We start from the raw sequence: 20,211 nt of genomic DNA, 5'->3' as shown, positions 1-20,211 counted from the left end.
ACTTATAAACGACAGACGATCCCGATAGTTCCTCAGAAACCCGCAGAAAACGCCCAACGAACCGGATCTCTCACATAAAGTCCGCGATGCCCGACTGCTTGTTCGTGTCGTCTTCGAAGATAGACTCCAGCGACTGGTCCAACACCTTCAGGCGCTGTTTCGTGTAGGGCCGGCAGCCGAACCGGTCGGCGACCTCGATCGCGGTGTCGACGTACTTGCTCACCGACCCCTCGTGAACGGTGAGGTTCACCCGCCCGCCGCACTCGCGGCAGTCGCCGGTCAGGGGCATCCGCCGGTACTTCTCGCCGCAGTCGAGACACCGCGTCTCCTGCCGCGAGAACGCCCGGAGGTTCCCGATGATGTCCGGCAGGAAGTGGTACTCGATCACCCGCTCGGCCACGTCAGTCTCGTCGACCGCGCGGAGCTTCCGAGCCAGCTCAAGCTGGGCGTCCATCTTCTCCATCATGTCGCCGAGCGTCTTGTACGCCGACAGGTCCGGCCCCATCGCGATGTCCGTCGTGTCGTGGGTGTGACCGAACCCGTGGTACTCCTCGTCAGTGCCGAGCGTGTCCTCGCCGATCTGGATCAGGTCCTCGACCGACTCCGGATCGGCCATCTGCAGCGTCGCGTCGTAGAACTCGCGCGGGTACTCCCGCGCGATGTCGACGTTGTGCGCCTCGTCGTCGATCTCGGAGGGATCGATCCGCGAGGACATCACGAGCGGTGCGTCCATCGAGTTGTGAGCGTACAGCCAATTCGCTGTGAAGACCGGTTCTCCGCCGACTTGTAAGTCGTAGAGATGGCCGTCGTAGTCGACGCGATCGATATTGCTAACTCGGAGGTACGAGAGGTCACCGTCTACAAGCGGACGGACCGCGTCGAGTTTCTCGCGTGCGGCGGGAGGGAGGCCGCGTTCATCGAGCGTCTCGACGATCGATTCGAGCTTTTCGAGACTGATGTTTTCACGCCGCTTGAGGTATTTCGGAATGATCTCGGTGATATCTGAGATGTCCATCTGCCGGATTTCGAAGAGTTCCTCGGGGATGCCGACCGTAAGGCTCTTGCGCTGGTACGGATCTTCGCCGTCGAGGACGCGTCGAAGCGGATTGTCCGAGGCACCACCAGAGACGGTGACAGAGTAGATCCGTTGCCGAGGGGGTTCCCGATCGCGTGTCGAGACGTTAGCGACGATACCGAGCCGGTGCAGCAGAAACACGATCCCGTCTTTGAGATCCTCACTCGTCGTGTGGAACGCGATATTCGTGTGGTTGTCGTCGCTCGTTTCACTCCCGTCTCCGACGATGAATCCGCGGAGGAACGATCGCACCGTCGATCGGTCGCCGCGTCGAATCGGTTCGGGGACGACCTTCTCACTCGAGTCGTACGACTCCTCGTCACGGAACCCCAGTTCAAACAAGACATCCTCGAACACAGCCGGGAAGCCGATTTCGTACGCCTTGTTCGACCACCGTATCGACGGCTCTACACCGAGCGTGTCTTTGATGACGCGCTCCGTCTGCCGAACAATCTCCTCGTCGGCGTTAGTGATCGTCGGTCGAACGGATGAGGTTGAGCCCTCGGCGGCAAACAGTCCAAGGAGCCACGAAAAGTCGTCATTCATCGGGATATGACGTGCAATCCCCTTCGAAGAGCCCTTTCGACCGATCCGTGGATTCAAGTCGGAACGCCAGTTTCGTGATACACCCTCGATGTCGCGCAGCGTTCGGAGGGCGACTTTCTTTTTCGAGAGGCGGTAGGAGAGTCCGCCGTCGAAGGCAGCGCGCGCGTCGCTCCCCCAAGCCGATTCATCCCACACTTCACAGAGATACGATTCGACCGGGTCGTCGATGAACACGTACGGATCGTCGACGCACTCGGCCACATCGACTACCGTTCCCGCCTGCGTCTCGACGTCGAGCTGCTGCGGTGCAAGAATGAGATCGCCGACATCTAGGTCGTCACCAGCCACTTCTTCGATGCCGTCGTCGTATCGGAACAGACTGTGGTTTGAGGTGATATCGAGCGAGCGACCGAACTGCGTCTCCACTCTGAGAAGCGTCTCGTCGTCGTCAGCGCGGTATCGGATCGCCTTTTCGATTGGCTGGAGGCTCGACTCGTGGTTCTCGTCGAAGGTGTACGTCTGCCACCCCTCACGCACGCATGTTCGCTTTTTAAATTTCCCGTCGACATCGATGGGTGATTCGAGTTCGTTCCAAAACTCGTCGAACGTGAGGTATCGGATCCGTCCCTGCGGATCGCGAGCAACGAGTCGAGAGTCTTCTGAGACGCTCCCGCCACGTTGATCGGGAAGGAATTCTTTCGAGAAGTTGAGAAGTCCGTCCATGAGCAGCATTACGCAATCCTCGTCGCCGTCACATTGGGCTACTGACAAATCGTTCGCCGCGAGCGTGTGCGTCTCGGCGACGGTAAGGTTGTACGTGTACTCGACGCCGCTTTCAAGAAACGAAACCGACGTAACCTCGTCAGTTTCGATTCCTCCGTCCGTCGCCGTGCGAGTGGCGGCGTCCATCGACGCGTTCTGCTGCGGGGGACTCGCCGGAACGGTATCGCCGACCTCCAATTCGTTCGCGGCGATCTTTTGAACTCCACCGTCGACGACTCGCAGCATTGTGTGGTCGGGCGTCACGCGAATCGAACGCCCACGCCGTGTCTCGATCCGGACGAGATGATCCTGACTCGGATGTTTTGAGACGGCTGTCACCGACTGTGTCGACCCGTTTCCATGTTCGTCGATCGAAGGAACCTTGACGTCGTCATTGAGTTCGTCGACGAGCGTTCCGAAGTCGTCGGTCTCGGGGTCGTCCAACCGATCCTCGACGAAGTCCTCGATCGTTTCGCGGTGCCAACCCGCGTCGTCTCGGTACTCGATCTCCGTCTCCGGGTGGAAGCAATTCCGACGCTTGGCGGCGTGAAAGTACGGATGCGCGTATCCCACCGCGGCCGATGTGAAACCGACCACTCTCCCGACAGTCGCGGCGCTCGTGTGCGGCGCCATCCCGAAGACGAGCTCGCCGACGAGGTCGTCGCGCTCGTTCACCTCGTAGAAGCGGTCGAGCCCGTAGAACTGCTCTAAGAGGTCGTCGACGAAGTCCGCGGTCTTCAGCATGTGCTCCGCGGCGCCGTCCGAGAGGACGATGTCTTGGACCCGAAGCTCCACGAGCTGGTCGTCGTGACGCAGCGGCTCGCCGTCGATGTCGGTCTCGTAGCCGATCTCCCGGAGGTGGTCGGCGGTGACGTCGAGCTCCTCCGCACGGACCGACGTGACGGGGAGGTCGGTCATGTCGTAGCGGACCGTGCCGTCCTTGAACGACGTGACGCCGTTCTTCGCGCGGAGGACCCCCTTCTCGATCGGCTCGGGGGTCTTGTCCCGCGAGGTGAGCCCCTGGACCCCTTTGAGGATCTCGAAGGCGGACTCCCGCTCGCCGACGTTCGCCAGCGCCGAGCGGTACGCGTCGTTGAGGTCGACCTCCTGGTACGTCGCCGCCGTCACCTCCCACTCGCAGCGCGGACACTCGACGCGGCCGGCCTCGTCCGGCTCGCAGACGGTGCCGCAGTCGCCGCACTCGTAGTGGAGGTTTGTGTGGACCTCGCAGTCCGGGCACCGCGCCCGGTACGTGTGCTCGCCGCACTCGGGACAGACGCGGTCGGAGACCTCCAGCTCCAGCCGCCCCCGGTGACCGGAGTCGTCCATCACGCTCGCGGCCTCCGCCACGTCGCGCTGGGGACCGCCGGCCTCGTTGATCGGGAACAGCGTGTGGACCGCCGGCGAGAGGTCTCGGCTCTCCGACTTCTCCGGGCGGCCCATCCGGTTCCCGATCCGGGTCGGCGCCCGCTCGCGCACCTCGAAGGGCGCGACCTCGTTGACGGCCTTCACCGCGTTCTCGCCGTCGTCCCACTCGCGGGCCGCCGCCGAGAGGTCGGCCGCGTCCCACGCCTTGCGGAGCCCGTCGTCGACGCCGAGCGAGCGCGCCAGCGGGCGCCACGTGGGGACTCGGAGCGCGTCCGGCGTCGCGGCGTGCTCGATCAGCAGCGACTCCAGCGTCGCGCGGGTCGTCTCCGTGCGCTCGATCGCGAGGACGCCCTCGACCACGTCGCCGGCGGCGACCGCCTCGGCGAGCGCCTCGAACGCGTCGACGGACACGTCGTGCCAGAGGTAGGTGTACTCCGGGTGGAGCGGGCAGTCGTACTCGCGCGCCCACGCGAGCGCCTCGTCGACCTCGGGGTGTTCCAGGTCGACGTGGGGATCGTCCCGCATGGCCTGCACGTCGGCGCCGGCGACCTCGAACTCCTGGACCCACCACTCGGAGACGTACGAGGCGGGCGCGAGCGGGTGGTTGTTCTCGACGAACTCGCCGTAGTTGACGAGGTACTCGCCCAGGTCGAGCACCTTCTCGACGCCGTTGCGGACTTCCTTCGCCTCCTCGGGGTCGTCGATCCGCCGGACCTCGCCGTTCGCGAGCCGTACCGTCGGCCCCTCGATGGAGTCGACGGGAACGACCCCGTGGGCCTTCCCCGGTCGCTCCGTCTTGATCTGGGTGCCCGCCGCGAGGAAGTCGTCCACGAGGTGCATCGTCGCCGGGTGGACCCCGCCGGTCGCGAACCCGTGGTTGCGCGCGCGGCCGTACCGGAGCCGGAAGCCGCCCGCTTCGCTCGGGTGGGTGAACACCGGGCGACCCGCGATCAGGTCCCGGAGGAACTTCTGTGAGGGCTTCGCGCGGAGGGGGCCGTCGGGCTCGGTCGCCTCCGACCCCGGGTCGGTCCCGTCCGCCGCGTCGCCCGGCTCGTCAGCGTCGTCTCCACCGGACTCGTCGGCCTCATCGCCCTCGGCGTCGCCGTCGTCCGCCTCTGCGTCGGCGTCCTCGTCGCTCGCGCCGCCACCGTCCTTCCCGATCGTCCCGTCGATCAGGTCTTGGAGCCACGGCCAGTCGACCTCGTCGAGGTCGCGGGTGTACCGCTGGATCTTCGGGGCCTTCAGCGCGATCCCCTCCGCGGCGACGAGGCACATCCCGCCGCGCGCGGAGTTGGTGTCGACGCGTTCCAGGTCGCGGAACCCGGAGACCTCCTCGTCGCCCGTCGCCTCCCCGTCGAGCATGACGGGCATGTGCTGGGCGATGAACTTCGACTCCTTGTCCTTCGGCGTGTACTGGAGCCCCGTCTCCTTGTCGTAGAGGGCGATCTCCTCGGCGTAGCGCTCGACCTCCACGTCGCGGGGCTTGTACTCGTCGATGTCGAGCAGCGACCGGGCGTAGTCCGCGACGAGCACGGACAGCGCCTGCGCGGTCCCGCCCGCGGACCGGATCGGACCGGCGTAGTAGACGTTGACGAACTCGGTGCCGTCGTCGTTCTGGAGCAGCTCGACGCGGTCGATCCCCTCGATCGGCGCGGCCACGACCCCTTCCGTGAGCAGCGCGACCGCGGTCCGGACCGCGCCCTCGACCTTCCCGGCTCGGGAGTCGTAGTCGCCGACGGTCCCCTCGACGAAGTCGGTGACGAGCTCCAAGGCCGCCTCCTCGCGGGACATCTCGCCCTCCAGCTCGCGGACGCGCTCCGCGACGCCGTCGATCCCGAGGATGTTCTCGACGCGGTCGGCCATGTCGCGGGCGATCGGTATCTCGATCTCCGGTTTCGGGTCGTGGCCCTGCCGTTTGGCGGCCTCGGCCGCGTCCCACGCCTCGTCCAGCCGGTCTTCGATCCGGGCGAAGTAGCGCTCGTCGTCCGGCCTCATCGCCGCGCGCCCCGCCTCACAGCCATAGGTCGAGGTCGGTGGTCTCGTCGTGGGAGCGCTCGAGCGGCTCCGCGAACGCCCGCAGGTGGCACTCGCCGGCCCAGACGGTCGCGGAGTCGAGGTGCCCCGCGAGCGCCTGCCCGCTCGGCCGCGACAGCACGGCGTGCGTGTGCGCGAACACGTCGCCGTCGAGCAGCGAGACGTTACCGACGCAGGCCGCGACCTCCAGCGGCTCGTCGAAGGTCACCGACCGGTACTCGGTCTCGTCCTGGTCGTAGAACCACACCTCCGCGTCCTGGACGGCCCCGAGCGCCGTGAACCAGCCCGCCTCGACGTCCTCCGCGCGGGCGAGGTCCTCGAGCTCCTCGCGCCAGTCGGCGCCCGTCTCGAACCGCGCAACGTACTCCGCCGTCGGCTCGACTTCCCGATGGTGCATAGGAACCGTCCACGACCGCCGGGGGCAAAAAGCCTTCAATCGCGCCGAGAATCCGAATTAATATAGCGTTATTTGATTTACTCCGATTCCACAGGACCGATCACCGAGTCCACAAAATCGGCTGGCGAGACGCTACGACTCCCGAAGACGTGCGAACAGCTCTCTGGTTTTAAAATCGAAGGAGAACGGAGCCGCGATTTCGGGAGAACCGCTCAGAACGGGGCCTGGGGGCCTTCGTCGTCGCCGCCGTCGTCAGTCGTCTCTCCGGGGAAGGAGGGGGACATACCGCCGCTGCTGGTGCCGCCGAGGTCGCCGTCGGCGCCCGCACCGGCGCCCGTGTCGGCGTGGACCGTCTCGATCTCGGGGATCTCCTTGACCATCCGGGACTTGATCGCCTGGATCGTCATGGGAGAGATACCGCAGCCGGAGCAGGCCCCGCCGAGCTGGATCGTGACCTCGCCGCTCTCGCGGTCGAGGTGGCTGATGGCGGCGCTCCCGCCGTGCATCTGGATCTGCGGGAAGTTGCGCCGCAGGAAGTTCGTGATCCGCTCGCGGAGGTCGTTGTCCGCGTCAGTCGTGTCCGTGCTCATGCCCGCGAATTCGCGTCCGGGCGGCTTATGCCTTTGGTTCGCCAGTGCGCGCGGCGCGAGAACCGGCGTTTTCGGCGGTAGAGCGGGCCGAACGCGGCCGGCTCACTCCGGGCGATCGACGCCCAGCGTCCGGTACAGCTCCGTCTCGATCCGGTCGACGTACTCGTCGAGCGTCTCCTCGAACGTCTCGTCGTCGACGGGAACGACCCCGCGGATGCGCTCGCGGGGGTTCTCGGGGAGCTCGACGCGGAACTCGCCGTCCTCGTAGAACGGCTCGGACTCGTTGAGCACCGTCTGGTCGATCCCGTGGATCAGCTCCGAGTCGTACCGGTCGTTCATCTGGTTGAACGCGTTCTTGTACGCCCGCTGGAGCTCGTTGAAGTAGTTCGCGTACTTGTCCTCGAACTTCTCGGGGTCGAACTCGTCGGCCATACCCCATCTGACGGCACCGCGGGGAAAAAGCCGGTCGATCGCCGCTCACGGGACCGGAAACGACGAGCGAAGCGGTCGTTGTCCTCAAGAGGGGATTGAGGCGAGAGCGTATAATTAAATAATATACCGCTATATCAAATCGGATCGCGCCGGCCGAGCGCGCCCCACCGGGTCCCGCACAAGACCCTGCACGCGCTGGCGTAAGCGGGGATAAGCGCCGACGGTCTCTTCTGGTTGGTCTGTCGGCCGCGCTCGAGGCGATCGCCGGCTGCAACACGCCGGGAGGCGGATCGACCGCTCCGGCGGACACGCCGGGACCGGCGGCCGGACTCGGAGTTCTCCGAGTCGTCCCGGCGGGCGAAAGCGAGACGCGAACGATGGCAGCGGCGACGGCCGGCGAAGTTGACGACGGAGGCGACGGAGCCGAGGCTACCGAAACCTGCTCGCATTTATAAATTCAGACGCCGAGCGGGTGACCCTCCGAACGGACGAGCCGACGGCCGACCAGGTCGTCGACGACGTCGAGGCGACCCGGTTCCGGTACGCCGGTCAGGCGTCCCGCGTGACGAGAGGCGAAGCGTGAGCGGAGCGGTCGGCCGCGCTCAGCGCAGCCGACCGAGCAGCTCGTAGTCGCGGTCCGGTTCGTACCGGCGGAACAGGAGACTGTTGGTGAGCACGCTCACGCTGGAGAACGCCATCGCCCCGGCGGCGAGCACGGGTTGCAGCAGTCCGAGCGAAGCCAGCGGGATCATCGCCGTGTTGTACCCGAGCGCCCACACGAGGTTCTGTTTGATCTTCTGGAGCGTCGCGTCGGAGATCCTGATGGCCTTCACCACGTCCAGCGGGTCGTCCCGCATCAGGGTCACGTCCGCGGCCTCGATCGCCACGTCTGTTCCCGAGCCGATGGCGGTGCCGACGTACGCGACCGCGAGCGCCGGCGCGTCGTTGACCCCGTCGCCGACCATCATCGCCTGTCGGCCGTCCGCTTGGATCGCCTCGACCGCGTCGGACTTGTCCTCGGGGAGGACCCCGGCGCGGACGTTCTCGGGGTCGATCCCGACGCGCTCGGCGACCGCGCGGGCGGTCCGCTCGTTGTCCCCCGTGATCATCATTACGTCGACGCCCCGGTCGCGGAGGGCGGCGACGGCGTCGGCCGCGCTCGGCTTCACGGTGTCCGCGTCGGCGACGATCCCCGCCAGCCGGCCGTCGTTCGTGCCAGCGGGCACGCGGGCGACGAGCATCGCCGTCTTCCCCTCGCTCTCTAACCGCTCCATCTCCTCCGCCGCGGGGGCGGGGTCGATCCCGTTGTCGCGCAGCAGCTTCCGGTTGCCGACCAGCACCTCGCTGCCGCCGTCGAGGTGGTCCGGCGCGACCGTCGCGCGGACCCCGTGACCGGGGACGTTCTCGAAGGCCTCCGGCTCGGAGACATCCAGGCCGCGCTCCTCGGCGCCGTCGACGATGGCGCGCGCGAGGGGGTGTTCGCTGCCGCGCTCGGCGATCGCCGCGAGCCGGAGCACGTCGTTCTCCCCGAGCCGATCGGTGTCCGAGGCCGCGAGGTCGCCCTCGCCGGAGTCCGCCCGCGACGCCGTGCCGCCGTCCGGGATCGGGTTGCCCTCGCGGTCGAAGGCGATCACGTCGGTGAGTTCCATCTCGCCCTCGGTGAGCGTCCCGGTCTTGTCGAAGACGACCGTGTCGACGTCCTTGGCGCGTTCGAGCACGTCGCCGCCCTTGAACAGGACGCCGTGTCCGGCGCCGATCGTCGTTCCGACCATCGTCGCGGCCGGGGTCGCCAGCCCGAGCGCGCAGGGGCAGGCGATGAGCACGGCGGAGGCGAACACGATGATCGCGAACTCGAAGACCGAGACGCCGCCGCCGGCCGCCCCGGGGCCGCCCGCGACGAGCCCCCACAGCGGGAGCCCGTCGACGAACCCGGCCAGCGCCTCCGGGAACAGGAACCAGACGGTCGCCCAGAGGACCGCGTTGACGATGACCGCCGGGACGAAGTACGCCGAGATCCGGTCGGCGAGGTTCTGGATCTCGGGCTGGCGCGACTGCGCCTCTTTGACCGTCCGGACGATCTGCTGGAGCGCGGTGTCGGAGCCGACCTTGGTCGCCTCGACGACGAGCACGCCGTTCTCGTTGATCGTGGAGCCGACGACCTCGTCGCCCGACTCCTTCTCGACCGGGACCGACTCGCCGGTCACCATCGACTCGTCGACCGCGCTCTGGCCGTCGACGACGACCCCGTCCGTCGGGATCTGCTCGCCCGGGCGCACCTTCATCCGGTCGCCGACGGCGACCTCGTCGAGGGGGACCTCCCGCTCCGTCCCGTCTTCGTCGACGAGCGTGGCCGTGTCGGCCTCCATCTCCAACAGCTTCCGGAGCGCCTCGCCAGCCTGTCCCTTCGAGCGGGCCTCGAGGAAGTTCCCGAGCGTGATGAACACGAGGATGAACGCGGCCGTGTCGAAGTAGAGGCCGCCGGCGATCGCGCCCGAGAGCGACGCGACCGAGTAGACGTACGCGGTCGTGGAGCCGAGCGCGATCAGCACGTCCATGTTGGCGCGCCCGTTCGTCACGAGCGCCTTGTAGGAGTTCCTGTAGAACGGCCGCCCCAAGACGATCTGGACGGGCGTCGCGAGCAGGAACTGGACCCAGCCGAACGAGACGCCGAAGACCGTCTCCGGGAAGATCTCGCCGCCGAACAGCAGGTGATCGGTCATAAACGCCAGCAGGGGCGTCGCGAGGACCGCGCCGAACAGCGTCAGTCGGAGCTGTTTGCGGATCTCCTCCTCGCGGGCGGCGTCGCGGGCGTCCTGTCCGGAGTCGCCCGCGCCGGCTCCCGCACCGGATCCCTCGCCGTCTCCGCCGCTTCCGCTCCCCTCTCGAACCGGGGAGTAGCCCGCCGACTCGATCGCGTCGTAGAGGTCCTCGAGCGAGGCGTCGGCCGGGTTGTACCGGACCTGCGCCTCGTCGGTCGCGTAGTTCACCGTCGCCTCGATCACGCCGGGCGTCGACTCGAGGGCGTCGGCGTTGGCCTCCGCGCAGTTCGCACAGGACATGTCCGTGATGGCGACGGAGACGGTCTGGCTGACCGCGCCGTACCCCGCGGACTCGATCGCGTCGAATAGCTCGCCGAGCGACACCTCCTCGGGGTCGTACTCGACCGACCCCTCGTCGGTGGCGTAGTTGGCGTTCGCCGACGCCACCCCGTCGAGGTCGTCGAGGGCGTCCTCGATCGACGCCGAGCAGTTGGCGCAGGACATCCCCGTGACGTTCAGGTGGGCTGTTCTCGTTGGCATACCCATTACTACGTGCCCCACCCTTAGGCGGTTTTCTGCTTCGCGATCGGGGGTTCGGGTGGGTCGAAAGCTTCGAATCCAAAGCGACCGTCGCGGGCGAGGGGTCGGAGAGACGAGAAAACAGGACGAGCGAGGCCATCGATTTAAAAGGAAGGCGGTGGCGCGTGCCTGCGAGGCCGCGTCGCGGCCGAGCAGCACCGCGCGAGGGACGCGGCGACCGGAGGGAGCCGCGAGGCTGGGGAGGTGTGAGGTGCGGTGCTGTGCGGGGTGGGACTCAAAGGGGCAGCCGCGAGGCGGGCGCAGGCGTTCACGAGAGCAAAGCTCTCGTGAGCCAATCAGAACGCTTTGCGTTCTGATGACGACGTAAGCACTGCAGGGAGCGAGCACCGCGAGCGACCGAAGCGCGCAGCGAGCGTGCGCCCGCCTCGCGGCTGGGGCTTTGGAGGAGTTCACCGTCACTCCGCCGTCAGCAGTCACTTATAAGCGAGCACCAGGGTCTTTGGCGGTGTTCCCCGCCGATACGGTGTTAATCGTTTATAAACGAGCGACTGGGACGTCGCAGGCGTTCACCGACGATCCGCGGTCAACCGATCCACCGAATTACACCCCCTCCTCCAGTCGCTGGTACCGGTCTCGAAATCGCGACAGGCAGGACGGACAGCAGAAGTGGTACACCTCACCGTCGATCCGCGCCGTTTCACCTTCAGTATCAACGGTGTTCGAGCACTCCGCGCAGGTCAGCGCGAACTCCACGCCCTCGATCGAGGGCGTCCACTCGAACTCGTCGACCAGCGTGACCGCGTAGTCGTCGACGGCGATCCCGTCGAACAGCCCGGCGACCCACTCCCGCGCGGTCCGCCCGTCGACGCGGGCGTACACCCGCAGGTCGCCCTCGGCCGTGACGAACACGTGTTCGACCGCGTCGGCCTCGCGGGCGCGCTCCCGGGCCTCGTCGAGAGGGGCCGTTCCGTCGGCGGACACCCCGCTGACCGGCAGCTCCGCGTCGATCAGCACGGGGACCCCGGCCCGGAGCTTCGTGCGGTCGACGTCGACCGTGAACCCCTTGATCACGCCGGTCTCCTCCAGTCGGGTGACGCGGTCCGAGACCGCCGGCCCCGACAGCCCCACGCGGTCGCCGATCTCGCTGAACGGGCGCCGAGCGTCCGCGGCCAGAAGCGACAGGATCTCCAGGTCCGTCTCGTCGAGGTCGCGCATGGCTCGGGGTACGACTGGGATATATAAGACGGTTGGGCAGAGCAGTTCGGATTCCGAAGCCAGGGCGGCGTTCGAACCGTGATCGCGAAGCAGAAAGCGACAAACCTCCGCCTCCCCTATCGTCACCCGTCATGAGTCGAACCATCACCGTGGAGGGAATGTCGTGTGAACACTGCGAGCAGAGCGTCGCGGATGCGCTCGAGGGCGTCGACGGCGTCGAGAGCGCGACCGCCGACCACGAGAGCGCGTCGGCGACCGTCGAGGGCGAGGCCGATCCGGACGCGCTCGTGAGCGCGGTGAGCGAGGCGGGCTACGACGCCTCGGCTTAAAACGGAAACCGGGCGTCGAGCCCGCCATGCGAGTTCCGCCGACCGCCTACCGATTCAGCGTGTGAATCGCCTGTCCGCGGGCGTTCTCCGCGGCCTCCATCACCGCCTCCGCGAGCGTGGGGTGAGTGTGGACCGTCGCCGCCACGTCCTCAAGCGTCGCGCCCATCTCGATCGCGAGCGCGGCCTCGGCGATCAGCTCGGAGGCCTCCGGGCCGACGATCTGCGCGCCGAGCACGAACCCGGTCTCGTCGTCGGCGACGAGCCGGACGAACCCCTCGGTGTGGCCGGTCGTCATCGCGCGGCCGGAGGCGTTGAACGGCATCTCGCCGACGACGGGGTCGAACCCCTCCGCCTCGGCCTCGTCCTCGGTCAGCCCCACCGTCCCGATCTCGGGGTCGGTGAAGACGGCCGCGGGGATCGCCTGCTGGTCGAGCGCGGCGGGCTCGCCCGCGATCACCTCGGCGGCGACGATCCCCTCCTTCGAGGCCGCGTGCGCGAGCATCGGGTCGCCCGCCACGTCGCCGACGGCGTGGACGTGCTCGACCGCGCTCCGCGTCCGGTCGTCAGTTTCGATGAACCCGCGGTCGTCCGTCTCGATCCCGGCGTTCTCCAGATCGAGCCCGTCCGTGACCGGCTGGCGCCCGACGGCGACGAGGACCTTGTCGACGCCGTACGTCGACTCCTCGCCCGCTTCGGTCTCCGTGTGCAGGAGGTAGCCCCCGTCGGCGCCCTCCGACCACTCGCTCGCGCCCTCGCCGAAGTGGAACTCGACGCCCAGCTCCTCCGCGCGCTCCCGGACGATCCGCTTCACGTCGTCCTCGTAGGGGTCGAGGATGTCGTCGAGCATCTCGACGACCGTCACGTCGGCGCCGAGCTTGGCGTACGTCGTCGCCAGCTCCATCCCGATGTACCCGCCGCCGACGATCCCGAGCCGGTCCGGGACCGAGTCCGCGGCGAGCGCGTCCGCGGAGCTCCAGACGTGGTCCTCGGCGAAGTCGAAGCCGGGGATCTGGATCGGTCGCGACCCGGTCGCGACGATCGCGTGCTCGAACTCGATCGACTCGGAGCCCTGTCCCTCGCCGCCGTGGGCGACGCGGGCGGTGTGCTCGTCGACGAACGACGCGGTCCCCTCGATCAGGTTGACGCCGTTCGCCTTACAGAGCTTCTCGACGCCGCCGGTGAGCCGGTCGACCACGCCGTCCTTCCACTCGACCATCTTCCCCATGTCGACGGCGGGGTCCGCGTGGATCCCCATCGACTCGGCGTTGCCGGCCTCGTGGGCGAGCCCCGAGCCCGTGATCAACGCCTTCGAGGGAATGCAGCCGCGGTTGAGGCAGGCGCCCCCGTAGGCGTCCTTCTCGACGAGCGTCGTGTCGAGCCCCTCCTGTGCGGCGCGGATGGCGGCAACGTAGCCGCCCGGTCCCGCCCCGATCACCAGTACCTCCGTTCCGGTTGCGATGTCTCCGACGACCATTATAGAGTCAACAGTAGCAGCGGGTGTTCAAGGTGTTCCATCACGGTGTTCGCGAACGCGGCCGCCTCTGCACCGTCGATCACGCGGTGGTCGATCGACAGCGACAGCGGCAGGGTCGGCGCCGCGACGACCTCGCCGTCGCGGACGACCGGCCGCTCCTCGATGGCGCCCAGCCCGAGGATAGCGGTCTCGGGGTAGTTGATGATCGGCGTGGCGTACTCCCCGCCGATGGCGCCGAAGTTGGTGATCGAGAACGTGCCGCCCTTCATCTCCGCCGGCGCGAGCTCTCGCTCGCGGGCGCGGGCGGCCAGGTCGTTCACCTCGTCGGCGAGCTCGAAGAGCCCCTTCTCGTCGACGTCCTCGACGACCGGCACCATCAGCCCGGCGTCGGTCGCGACGGCGATCCCGAGGTTGTAGTCGCCCTTCAACACGATCTCCTCGTCGTCCTCGCGGAGCTCGCTGTTGAGGGACGGGAACTCCTTCAGCCCCGCGACGATGGCCTTCATCACGAACGGCATGTAGGTCAGCTTCACGTCCTCGGCCTCCGCCTGCGGTTTCAGCTCCGCGCGCGCCTCGACCAGCGCGTCGACCTCGGCGGTGTCGTGGTGGGTGACGTGCGGGGCGGTGTACACGGAACGCTCCATCTGCTTCCCGATGGTGCGCCTGACGCCGCGGTAGGGAACGGTCTCGTCGGCCGCGCCGGGCGCGCTCGGCTCGGCCGCTGACGGCCCGGTCCCGCCGGCGGCGGCGGCGTCCGCGCTCCCCGAGACGTCGACCGGCTTCGGGTCTGGCGCGTCGGCGGGCGCGTCGACCGCTCCCGCCTCCGACTCCAGCGCCTCCGCGTAGGCCCGAACGTCCTCGCCGGTGACGAACGCCTCGCCGTCCCGGGTGTCGTCGGTCGGCACGTCGTCGACGTCGACCCCCAGCTCGCGGGCGACCTTCCGGGTCGCGGGCGTCGCGAGCGTCGTCTCGCGGGCGGCGGGGTCGGGGGCGTCAGACGCCGCCGACGCGGCGTCCGCGGCCCCGGTCTCCGAGTCAGCCCCGCCCGCGTCGCGCTTTTTGACGGCCGACGTGCGGCCGCCGGATCCCACGTCGGTCGGCGTCGGCGCCGGCTTCGGGTCGGGCGCGTCGGACGCGGACCCCACGGAGGGGCCGTCGGCGCCGGCGTCGGCGCCGCCCTCGGCGTGCGCCCGCACGTCGGCCTCGCCGATCCGCCCGCCGGGACCGCTCCCGTCGACGGCGGCGATGTCGACGCCCAGCTCGCGGGCGAGCCGGCGGGCCGACGGCGGCGCGAAGGTCCGCCCGGACGGGGTGGCCGGCTCCGTCTCGGTCGCGTCCGCCTCGATCGCGTCCGCCTCGTCGTCGGGTTCGGTCGTGTCCGCCTCGTCGTCGCCGGCCGCCGCCTCCGACGCTGTCGCGCCGGCGTCGCTCTCCGCGGTCGCCTCGCCGGCGTCGCCGTCCTCGTCGACGCGGAACGAGATGATCACGTCGCCGACGGGGACCATCTCTCCCTCCTCGACGAACAGCTCCTCGACGACCCCGTCGTAGCTCGACGGGACCTCGACGAGCGCCTTGTCGGTCTCGACCTCCGCGACCGGCTGGTCCTCCTCGACGCGGTCGCCGGGCGCGACGAGCCACGTGACCAGCTCGCCCTCGGCGACCCCCTCGCCGACGTCCGGCAGCCTGAACTCCTCGACGGTCATGGGGTGACCTCCGTGCGCATGGTTAGAACTCCACCGCCTCCTTGATACCCTCCTCGATGCGCGTCGCGGTCGGGAGGTAGTAGTCTTCCAGCGCGTACAGCGGGTACGGCACGTCGAAGCCGGTGACGCGCTTCACGGGCGCCTCCTGGTACAGCAGCGCCTCCTCCTGAATGATCGCCGTGATCTCGGCCGCGAGCCCGCCGGTCTTCGGCGCCTCGTGGACGACGACGGCGCGGCCGGTGGCCTCGAACGCCTCGACGACGGCCTCGCGGTCGAGGGGAGAGACGGTCCGGAGATCGACGACCTCGCAGTCGATCCCCTCCTCGGCGAGGCTCTCGGCGGCCTCCAGCGTCGGCCGCGTCATGGCGCCGTAGGTGAACACCGCCACGTCGCCGCCCTCGCGCCGGGTGGCGGCCTCGCCGATCGGGACGGTGTACGGCTCCTCGGGCACCTCGTCGCGGAACGCCCGGTAGATGAGCTTCGGTTCGAGGAAGATCACCGGGTCGGGGTCGCGGATCGACGCCGCCAACAGCCCCTTCGCGTCGTACGGGGTCGAGGGAATGACGACCTTCAGCCCGGCCTCATGGGCGTAGAACGCCTCCTTCGACTCGGAGTGGTGTTCCGGCGCGCGGATCCCGCCGCCGTACGGGGCGCGGAGCGTCATCGGCAGGGTGAACCGGCCCCGACTTCGCGTCCGGAAGCGGGCCATGTGGGAGACGATCTGGTCGAACCCGGGGTACATGAACCCCGAGAACTGGATCTCCGGGACGGGTCTGAGCCCCATCGCCGCCATCCCGACGGCGGCGCCGACGATTCCCGACTCCGCGAGGGGGGTGTCGACGACGCGGTCGCCGCCGAACTCGTCGAACAGGCCCTCGGTCGCGCGGAAGACGCCGCCGTTCTTCCCCACGTCCTGACCCAACACGAGGACGTCGTCGTCCTCGCGCATCTCTGCGTACAATCCGTCTCGGACCGCCTGTACCACGGTGAGGTTCTGTGTCTCGCTCATTCACTCCTCCAGGAACGCCTCGTCGCCGTGCGCTTCGCGGAACGCCGCGAACTCCTCGTACTGGCGCTCCAGCTCCTGCGGCAGCTCCGCGTACGCGTGTTCGAACATCTCTCTCGGCTTCGGCCGCGCCTCCGCCTCGGCCGCCTCGATCGCGTCGGCCACCCGCGTCTCGACGGCGGCCTCGATCTCCGCGACGCGCTCGTCGTTGAGCACGCCCTCCGACCGGAGGTACGCCTCCAGCCGCGGGATCGGGTCCTTGGCTTTCCAGCGCTCGACCTCGTCCTCGTCGCGGTAGACCGTCGGGTCGTCCGCGGTCGTGTGGGCGCCGAACCGGTACTGGACCGCCTCGATCAGCGTCGGGCGCGGTCGGTCCGTCTCCGGGTCGCGCGCCTTCTCTAAGGCGGCCGTCGTGACGCGGTACACCGCCAGCGGGTCCATCCCGTCGACCTGTACCCCGTCGATCCCGTACGCCTCCGCCTTCTGGGCCAGCGTCGCGCTCCGGGTCTGTCGCTCGCGGGGCACGGAGATCGCCCACTGGTTGTTGTTACAGAAGAAGACGGTCGGCGTGTCGAACACGCCCGCGAAGTTGACTCCCTCGTGGAAGTCGCCCTCGCTTGTCGCGCCGTCCCCGAAGTAGCAGAGGAACGCGTCGTTCTCGTCTCGGAGCTTCGAGGCCCACGCCGCGCCGGTGGCGTGGGGGATCTGCGACGCGATCGGAACCGCGACCGGGAACACGTTCACGTCCTCGGGCGTCGCGTTGCCCGCCTCGTGGCCCATCCAGTAGAGCAGCGTCTGTTTCAGCGGGAGGCCGCGGACCAGCGCGGCGCCGTGCTCGCGGTACGAGGGGACCAGCCAGTCGTCCTCGGCGAGCGCGGTCGCGGAGCCGATCTGCGCGCCTTCCTGACCCGACAGGGGCGGATACGTCCCCATCCGCCCCTGTCGTTGAAGGCTCACGGCGCGGCCGTCGAAGTGCCGCGCCAACCGCATGTGCCGGTACATCTCGACGAGCGCCTCGTCGTCGAGGTCCGGCACGTCGCCGACGACCTCGCCGTCCTCGTCGAGCACGCGGACCGGATCGTCGTACGCCCTGTCGAACACGCTCACGGTCGGACCCACCTCTTCATACACGAACGGTCCACCGCCCGGCTATTATGGTTTTCGTAAATAGTTTATTATAGTCAGAAATCGGTAGGGGGCGTGAGAAACTGTCCACCAGATTCCGGGAGAACCAGACGTTTCTACACAACTCACGGCGAGGCCGGCAATATTTTCGCCGAAATCGGCGGTTCCCCGAACAGTACCGAACGATCGGGAAGGTTTCGCCGCGATCGGCGCCGCCGCTAGACGTGCGGGAGGCCCTCCGCAGGGAGACGGGACGGCCCGTCGTCGACTACCCGAGCCGGAACGAGGGCTCGTCGGGCTCGCCGTCGAGGTCTTCGAGCTGGATCACCTCTTCGTCGCCGTCCTCCAGCTGCTCGCGGAGGTAGTTGACGTAGCGTTTGTGCTCCTCCAGCTGCTCGCGGAGGTGGTCCGCCTCGAGCTCCAGCCGCTCGTGCTCGCGCACGAAGCTCTTCGGGACCTCGATCTTCGGGGGGAACGACTCCCCGCTCTCGCCCATGCTGTCGAGCTCCGCCTCCGGGACGACGCGGACCTGTCCGTCGTGGGCAACGAGCGTATCCACGTAGTCCCGGAAGACCGCCGACAGCGAGATGTCTCGCTCCTCGGCGATGTCGCGGAGGGTCTCGAACGCGTCCTCGTTGACGCGGAACGAGATCGTCTTGTTCTTGTTGCCCATTATCTGATCGTTCGTCACGCTACCTACTTAAGCGTTTGTCAGACGATAGCAAGATCGATACCGACGGCGCGGGACGCGGAGCTCGCCCGACGCGTCAGGGCTCGGGGGTGCCGGTCGGATCGCCGGACTGCGCGCCCTCGCTCGCGGCGTCGCCGCCGGCCGACCCGTCGCCCGCGAGCTCGTCGCCGTCGCCCTCGTCGAGGTCCTCGAGCGCCGACAGCGCGGCGGCCTTGTACGTCTCGGGGTCGAGGTCGTACTCCTCGCGGGCCATCCGCGCGTACTCGTTCCCTTCGTCGTCGAACGCGGCGACGCGCTCGATCGTCCGCTTGGCCGTCTCCGCGACCCAGCGGTCGCGGGTGTCGGCGTCGACTTCGGTGATCGACTCGGGGCGGACCGAGACCCGGACGGTGCCGTCGTCGGTCTCGTACGTCCGGGGCTTCCCCACGACTGCGACGTAAGCCGGCGGCTCCAGGTCGCGGAGCTTCGAGGCGGCCTCGGGCTGGTACTGGCCGGCGTACACGAAGAACGTGCCCGTCGGGTCGACGATGCGGCCGCGCCAGTATTCGGCGTCCTCGCCGACGTCCTCCTTCTCCGTGAGGGTGCCGACGAAGAACACGCGGTTCGACGACTCGCCCGTCGGCAGCAGCGCGTAGACGGGGGCGCGCTCGTCGTCGGACTCGGTGAACGTGTAGCCGGCGTCGTTGAACTCAGTCGCGAACACGCGCCGGGCGACCTCTCGGGTGGGTGCGGATTGACTCATTTAAATCGACCTCGCTTCGATCAGCGCGCTTTCGACGTCGACTGCCCCGGGGTTCTCCATCTCATCGACCAGGACGTACCGGCCGAAGGTGGGACCGGTGACGCGGTAGTAGCGCCCGAGCACGTCGTCGCCCATCTCCTCGGCGACGACGGTGGTGTCGAGCGCGTCCATCGCCATGTCCTTGGCCTCCTCTAAGCCCATCCCGGTGAGCTCCTCGGTGGCCTCGCGGTCGAAGATGACCTCGGTGACGGTCTCGCCGTCGTCGAGGACGCCCTTGATCCGCAGGTCGAACTCGCCCTCGACCTGGCCGTGCTCCGAGCACCGGCCGTTCTGGAGGACGCGCGTGCAGTCGTCCTCCGGGCAGCGCTTGATCAGCCCGGAGCCGGACTGGATGTCGACCAGCGCGCCCTCGACGGTGTCGGCGTTGTCGCCGACCTCGACCTCCTCGTCGATCTCGGTGATCTGAGTGGTCCGGTTGAGCTTCACCGAGTAGCTGCCCTCGTACTCGTCGGTGACGACGTTCGAGAGCTCGTACGCCTGCCCCTCGGTCAGTTCGGGGAGGTCTGAGGTCTCGAAGGCGACGAACTTGATCGTGCCCGACTCGTCGCCGAGGAGCCCGACCTGCGAGATCGAGTCGCTGCGGGGCTCCCAGAGGTCGACCAGCTTCACGCGCAGGTCGACCCACTGCTCGTCCTCGTCGATCTCGTTGACGAGGACCGACTCGCTGCCGCCGCGGCCGAGCTCGTCGCGCTCCATCCCGGCGTCGTCGAGGTAGCTGTTGGTGACGCTCCGGCGCGCCTCGTCGAGGGGGACGCGGTACTCGTTGACGAGGTTCTCCAGTCGCTCTTCGATCTCGTCGGCGTCCACGTCGAGGTGGTCCGAGAACTGTTCCGCTATCGCTTCCGCTTCCTGTCGCAGTTCGCTCATGGGGTGTCTCCGCCTCCGGTCGTGTTTCAATGGGAGGCGTACGACGGTTGGTTCCTGACGGTATTAAAAATCCCGCAACCGCGGTGAAAGTGGTCGGCGCAGACCCGTTGAGCGGCCTCTTCCGTCGGTTTCGGGCTGTGGGTCCCAATCGCGTCTGACGCTCGTCAGCCACGCGCGGGCGCCGTTTCAAGTGGAACCGTACCACGTGAAGCGTCCACGCGCGACGATATCGACTTCGCTGCGGCTTTATAAACAAACGCGCGGTGGCGCGCCGCCGAGCGCCCGCAGGGCGCGAGTAGGGAGAGACCGAAGGTCCCTTGCTGGAGCCGGACCGGCGCAACTGCGCCGGTCCGACGAGGCTGGGGAGGCGTGAGCCTGTGGTCCCGCGAGCGACCGAAGGGAGCGGGAACGTCTTCCGGCGGTTGCGGTGCGGGTGGACTCAAAGGAACAGTCGTGATCCCCGCGAGCGACGCGAGCGGGGGCACGGGAGACGAAG

14 protein-coding genes are annotated in these 20,211 nt (G+C 68.2%); 1 reads left to right on the top strand and 13 read right to left on the bottom strand.

The features are described 5' to 3' along the window. Positions 1-70: 70 nt before the first annotated feature. The 6 genes from C468_RS09840 to C468_RS09815 form a co-directional block, all read right to left on the bottom strand. Positions 71-5,746, bottom strand: a complete 5,676-nt coding sequence (locus C468_RS09840) for a DNA-directed DNA polymerase II large subunit (protein WP_008848732.1) — start codon at positions 5,744-5,746, stop codon at positions 71-73. Between the two features lie 16 nt (positions 5,747-5,762). After that, a complete protein-coding gene (locus tag C468_RS09835) occupies positions 5,763-6,182 on the bottom strand; it encodes a PPC domain-containing DNA-binding protein (protein WP_008848731.1) in 420 nt (139 codons plus the stop codon). A 212-nt stretch (positions 6,183-6,394) separates the two neighbouring features. After that, positions 6,395-6,772 (bottom strand): NifU family protein, encoded by a 378-nt coding sequence (locus tag C468_RS09830; protein WP_008005419.1) that lies wholly within the window; start codon positions 6,770-6,772, stop codon positions 6,395-6,397. Between the two features lie 102 nt (positions 6,773-6,874). Continuing rightward, on the bottom strand, positions 6,875-7,204 hold the full coding sequence (locus C468_RS09825; RefSeq protein WP_008848730.1) for a DUF5783 family protein: 330 nt from the start codon (positions 7,202-7,204) through the stop codon (positions 6,875-6,877). A gap of 602 nt (positions 7,205-7,806) precedes the next feature. Beyond that, positions 7,807-10,503 (bottom strand): heavy metal translocating P-type ATPase, encoded by a 2,697-nt coding sequence (locus C468_RS09820; protein ID WP_008848729.1) that lies wholly within the window; start codon positions 10,501-10,503, stop codon positions 7,807-7,809. 600 nt (positions 10,504-11,103) lie between these two features. Continuing rightward, positions 11,104-11,718, bottom strand: coding sequence for an AsnC family transcriptional regulator (locus C468_RS09815; RefSeq protein WP_008848728.1), 615 nt, complete (start codon positions 11,716-11,718; stop codon positions 11,104-11,106). 131 nt (positions 11,719-11,849) lie between these two features. Between C468_RS09815 and C468_RS09810 the strand changes: the two genes are divergently transcribed. Further along, the gene (locus tag C468_RS09810) at positions 11,850-12,047 is read left to right on the top strand and encodes a heavy-metal-associated domain-containing protein (protein ID WP_008848727.1); all 198 of its coding nucleotides are present in this window, start codon (positions 11,850-11,852) and stop codon (positions 12,045-12,047) included. Positions 12,048-12,093: 46 nt separating this feature from the next. Here C468_RS09810 and lpdA read toward each other — a convergent pair whose 3' ends face one another. The 7 genes from lpdA to C468_RS09775 all read right to left on the bottom strand — a co-directional run bounded on the left by lpdA (position 12,094) and on the right by C468_RS09775 (position 19,715). Then, positions 12,094-13,521: a dihydrolipoyl dehydrogenase gene (lpdA, locus tag C468_RS09805; protein WP_008848726.1), complete on the bottom strand. Its 1,428-nt coding sequence runs from the start codon at positions 13,519-13,521 to the stop codon at positions 12,094-12,096. Then, positions 13,521-15,224: a dihydrolipoamide acetyltransferase family protein gene (locus C468_RS09800; RefSeq protein ID WP_008848725.1), complete on the bottom strand. Its 1,704-nt coding sequence runs from the start codon at positions 15,222-15,224 to the stop codon at positions 13,521-13,523. The genes lpdA and C468_RS09800 overlap by 1 nt, the downstream gene beginning before the upstream one ends. A gap of 22 nt (positions 15,225-15,246) precedes the next feature. Continuing rightward, a complete protein-coding gene (locus C468_RS09795) occupies positions 15,247-16,233 on the bottom strand; it encodes an alpha-ketoacid dehydrogenase subunit beta (RefSeq protein ID WP_008848724.1) in 987 nt (328 codons plus the stop codon). After that, positions 16,234-17,337, bottom strand: a complete 1,104-nt coding sequence (pdhA, locus tag C468_RS09790) for a pyruvate dehydrogenase (acetyl-transferring) E1 component subunit alpha (RefSeq protein ID WP_008848723.1) — start codon at positions 17,335-17,337, stop codon at positions 16,234-16,236. Between the two features lie 286 nt (positions 17,338-17,623). Continuing rightward, positions 17,624-18,028: a hypothetical protein gene (locus tag C468_RS09785; RefSeq protein WP_004048800.1), complete on the bottom strand. Its 405-nt coding sequence runs from the start codon at positions 18,026-18,028 to the stop codon at positions 17,624-17,626. Positions 18,029-18,122: 94 nt separating this feature from the next. Further along, complete coding sequence (locus tag C468_RS09780; RefSeq protein ID WP_008848722.1) at positions 18,123-18,788, bottom strand: RPA family protein; 666 nt, start codon at positions 18,786-18,788, stop codon at positions 18,123-18,125. After that, positions 18,789-19,715, bottom strand: coding sequence for a replication factor A (locus C468_RS09775; protein ID WP_008848721.1), 927 nt, complete (start codon positions 19,713-19,715; stop codon positions 18,789-18,791). Positions 19,716-20,211: the final 496 nt, after the last annotated feature.

This window comes from Halorubrum kocurii JCM 14978, assembly GCF_000337355.1.
Lineage (GTDB): Archaea > Halobacteriota > Halobacteria > Halobacteriales > Haloferacaceae > Halorubrum > Halorubrum kocurii.
Note: the sequence above shows the minus strand (reverse complement) of the source record. Positions and strands in the feature narration are given on the sequence as shown.

Bases quoted from the DNA above. Each gene is read 5' to 3' on its own strand.
- C468_RS09840 (WP_008848732.1), bottom strand. From the start codon at position 5,746: ATGAGGCCGGACGACGAGCGCTACTTCGCCCGGATCGAAGACCGGCTG.
- C468_RS09835 (WP_008848731.1), bottom strand. From the start codon at position 6,182: ATGCACCATCGGGAAGTCGAGCCGACGGCGGAGTACGTTGCGCGGTTC.
- C468_RS09830 (WP_008005419.1), bottom strand. From the start codon at position 6,772: ATGAGCACGGACACGACTGACGCGGACAACGACCTCCGCGAGCGGATC.
- C468_RS09825 (WP_008848730.1), bottom strand. From the start codon at position 7,204: ATGGCCGACGAGTTCGACCCCGAGAAGTTCGAGGACAAGTACGCGAAC.
- C468_RS09820 (WP_008848729.1), bottom strand. From the start codon at position 10,503: ATGCCAACGAGAACAGCCCACCTGAACGTCACGGGGATGTCCTGCGCC.
- C468_RS09815 (WP_008848728.1), bottom strand. From the start codon at position 11,718: ATGCGCGACCTCGACGAGACGGACCTGGAGATCCTGTCGCTTCTGGCC.
- C468_RS09810 (WP_008848727.1), top strand. From the start codon at position 11,850: ATGAGTCGAACCATCACCGTGGAGGGAATGTCGTGTGAACACTGCGAG.
- lpdA (WP_008848726.1), bottom strand. From the start codon at position 13,521: ATGGTCGTCGGAGACATCGCAACCGGAACGGAGGTACTGGTGATCGGG.
- C468_RS09800 (WP_008848725.1), bottom strand. From the start codon at position 15,224: ATGACCGTCGAGGAGTTCAGGCTGCCGGACGTCGGCGAGGGGGTCGCC.
- C468_RS09795 (WP_008848724.1), bottom strand. From the start codon at position 16,233: ATGAGCGAGACACAGAACCTCACCGTGGTACAGGCGGTCCGAGACGGA.
- C468_RS09785 (WP_004048800.1), bottom strand. From the start codon at position 18,028: ATGGGCAACAAGAACAAGACGATCTCGTTCCGCGTCAACGAGGACGCG.
- C468_RS09780 (WP_008848722.1), bottom strand. From the start codon at position 18,788: ATGAGTCAATCCGCACCCACCCGAGAGGTCGCCCGGCGCGTGTTCGCG.
- C468_RS09775 (WP_008848721.1), bottom strand. From the start codon at position 19,715: ATGAGCGAACTGCGACAGGAAGCGGAAGCGATAGCGGAACAGTTCTCG.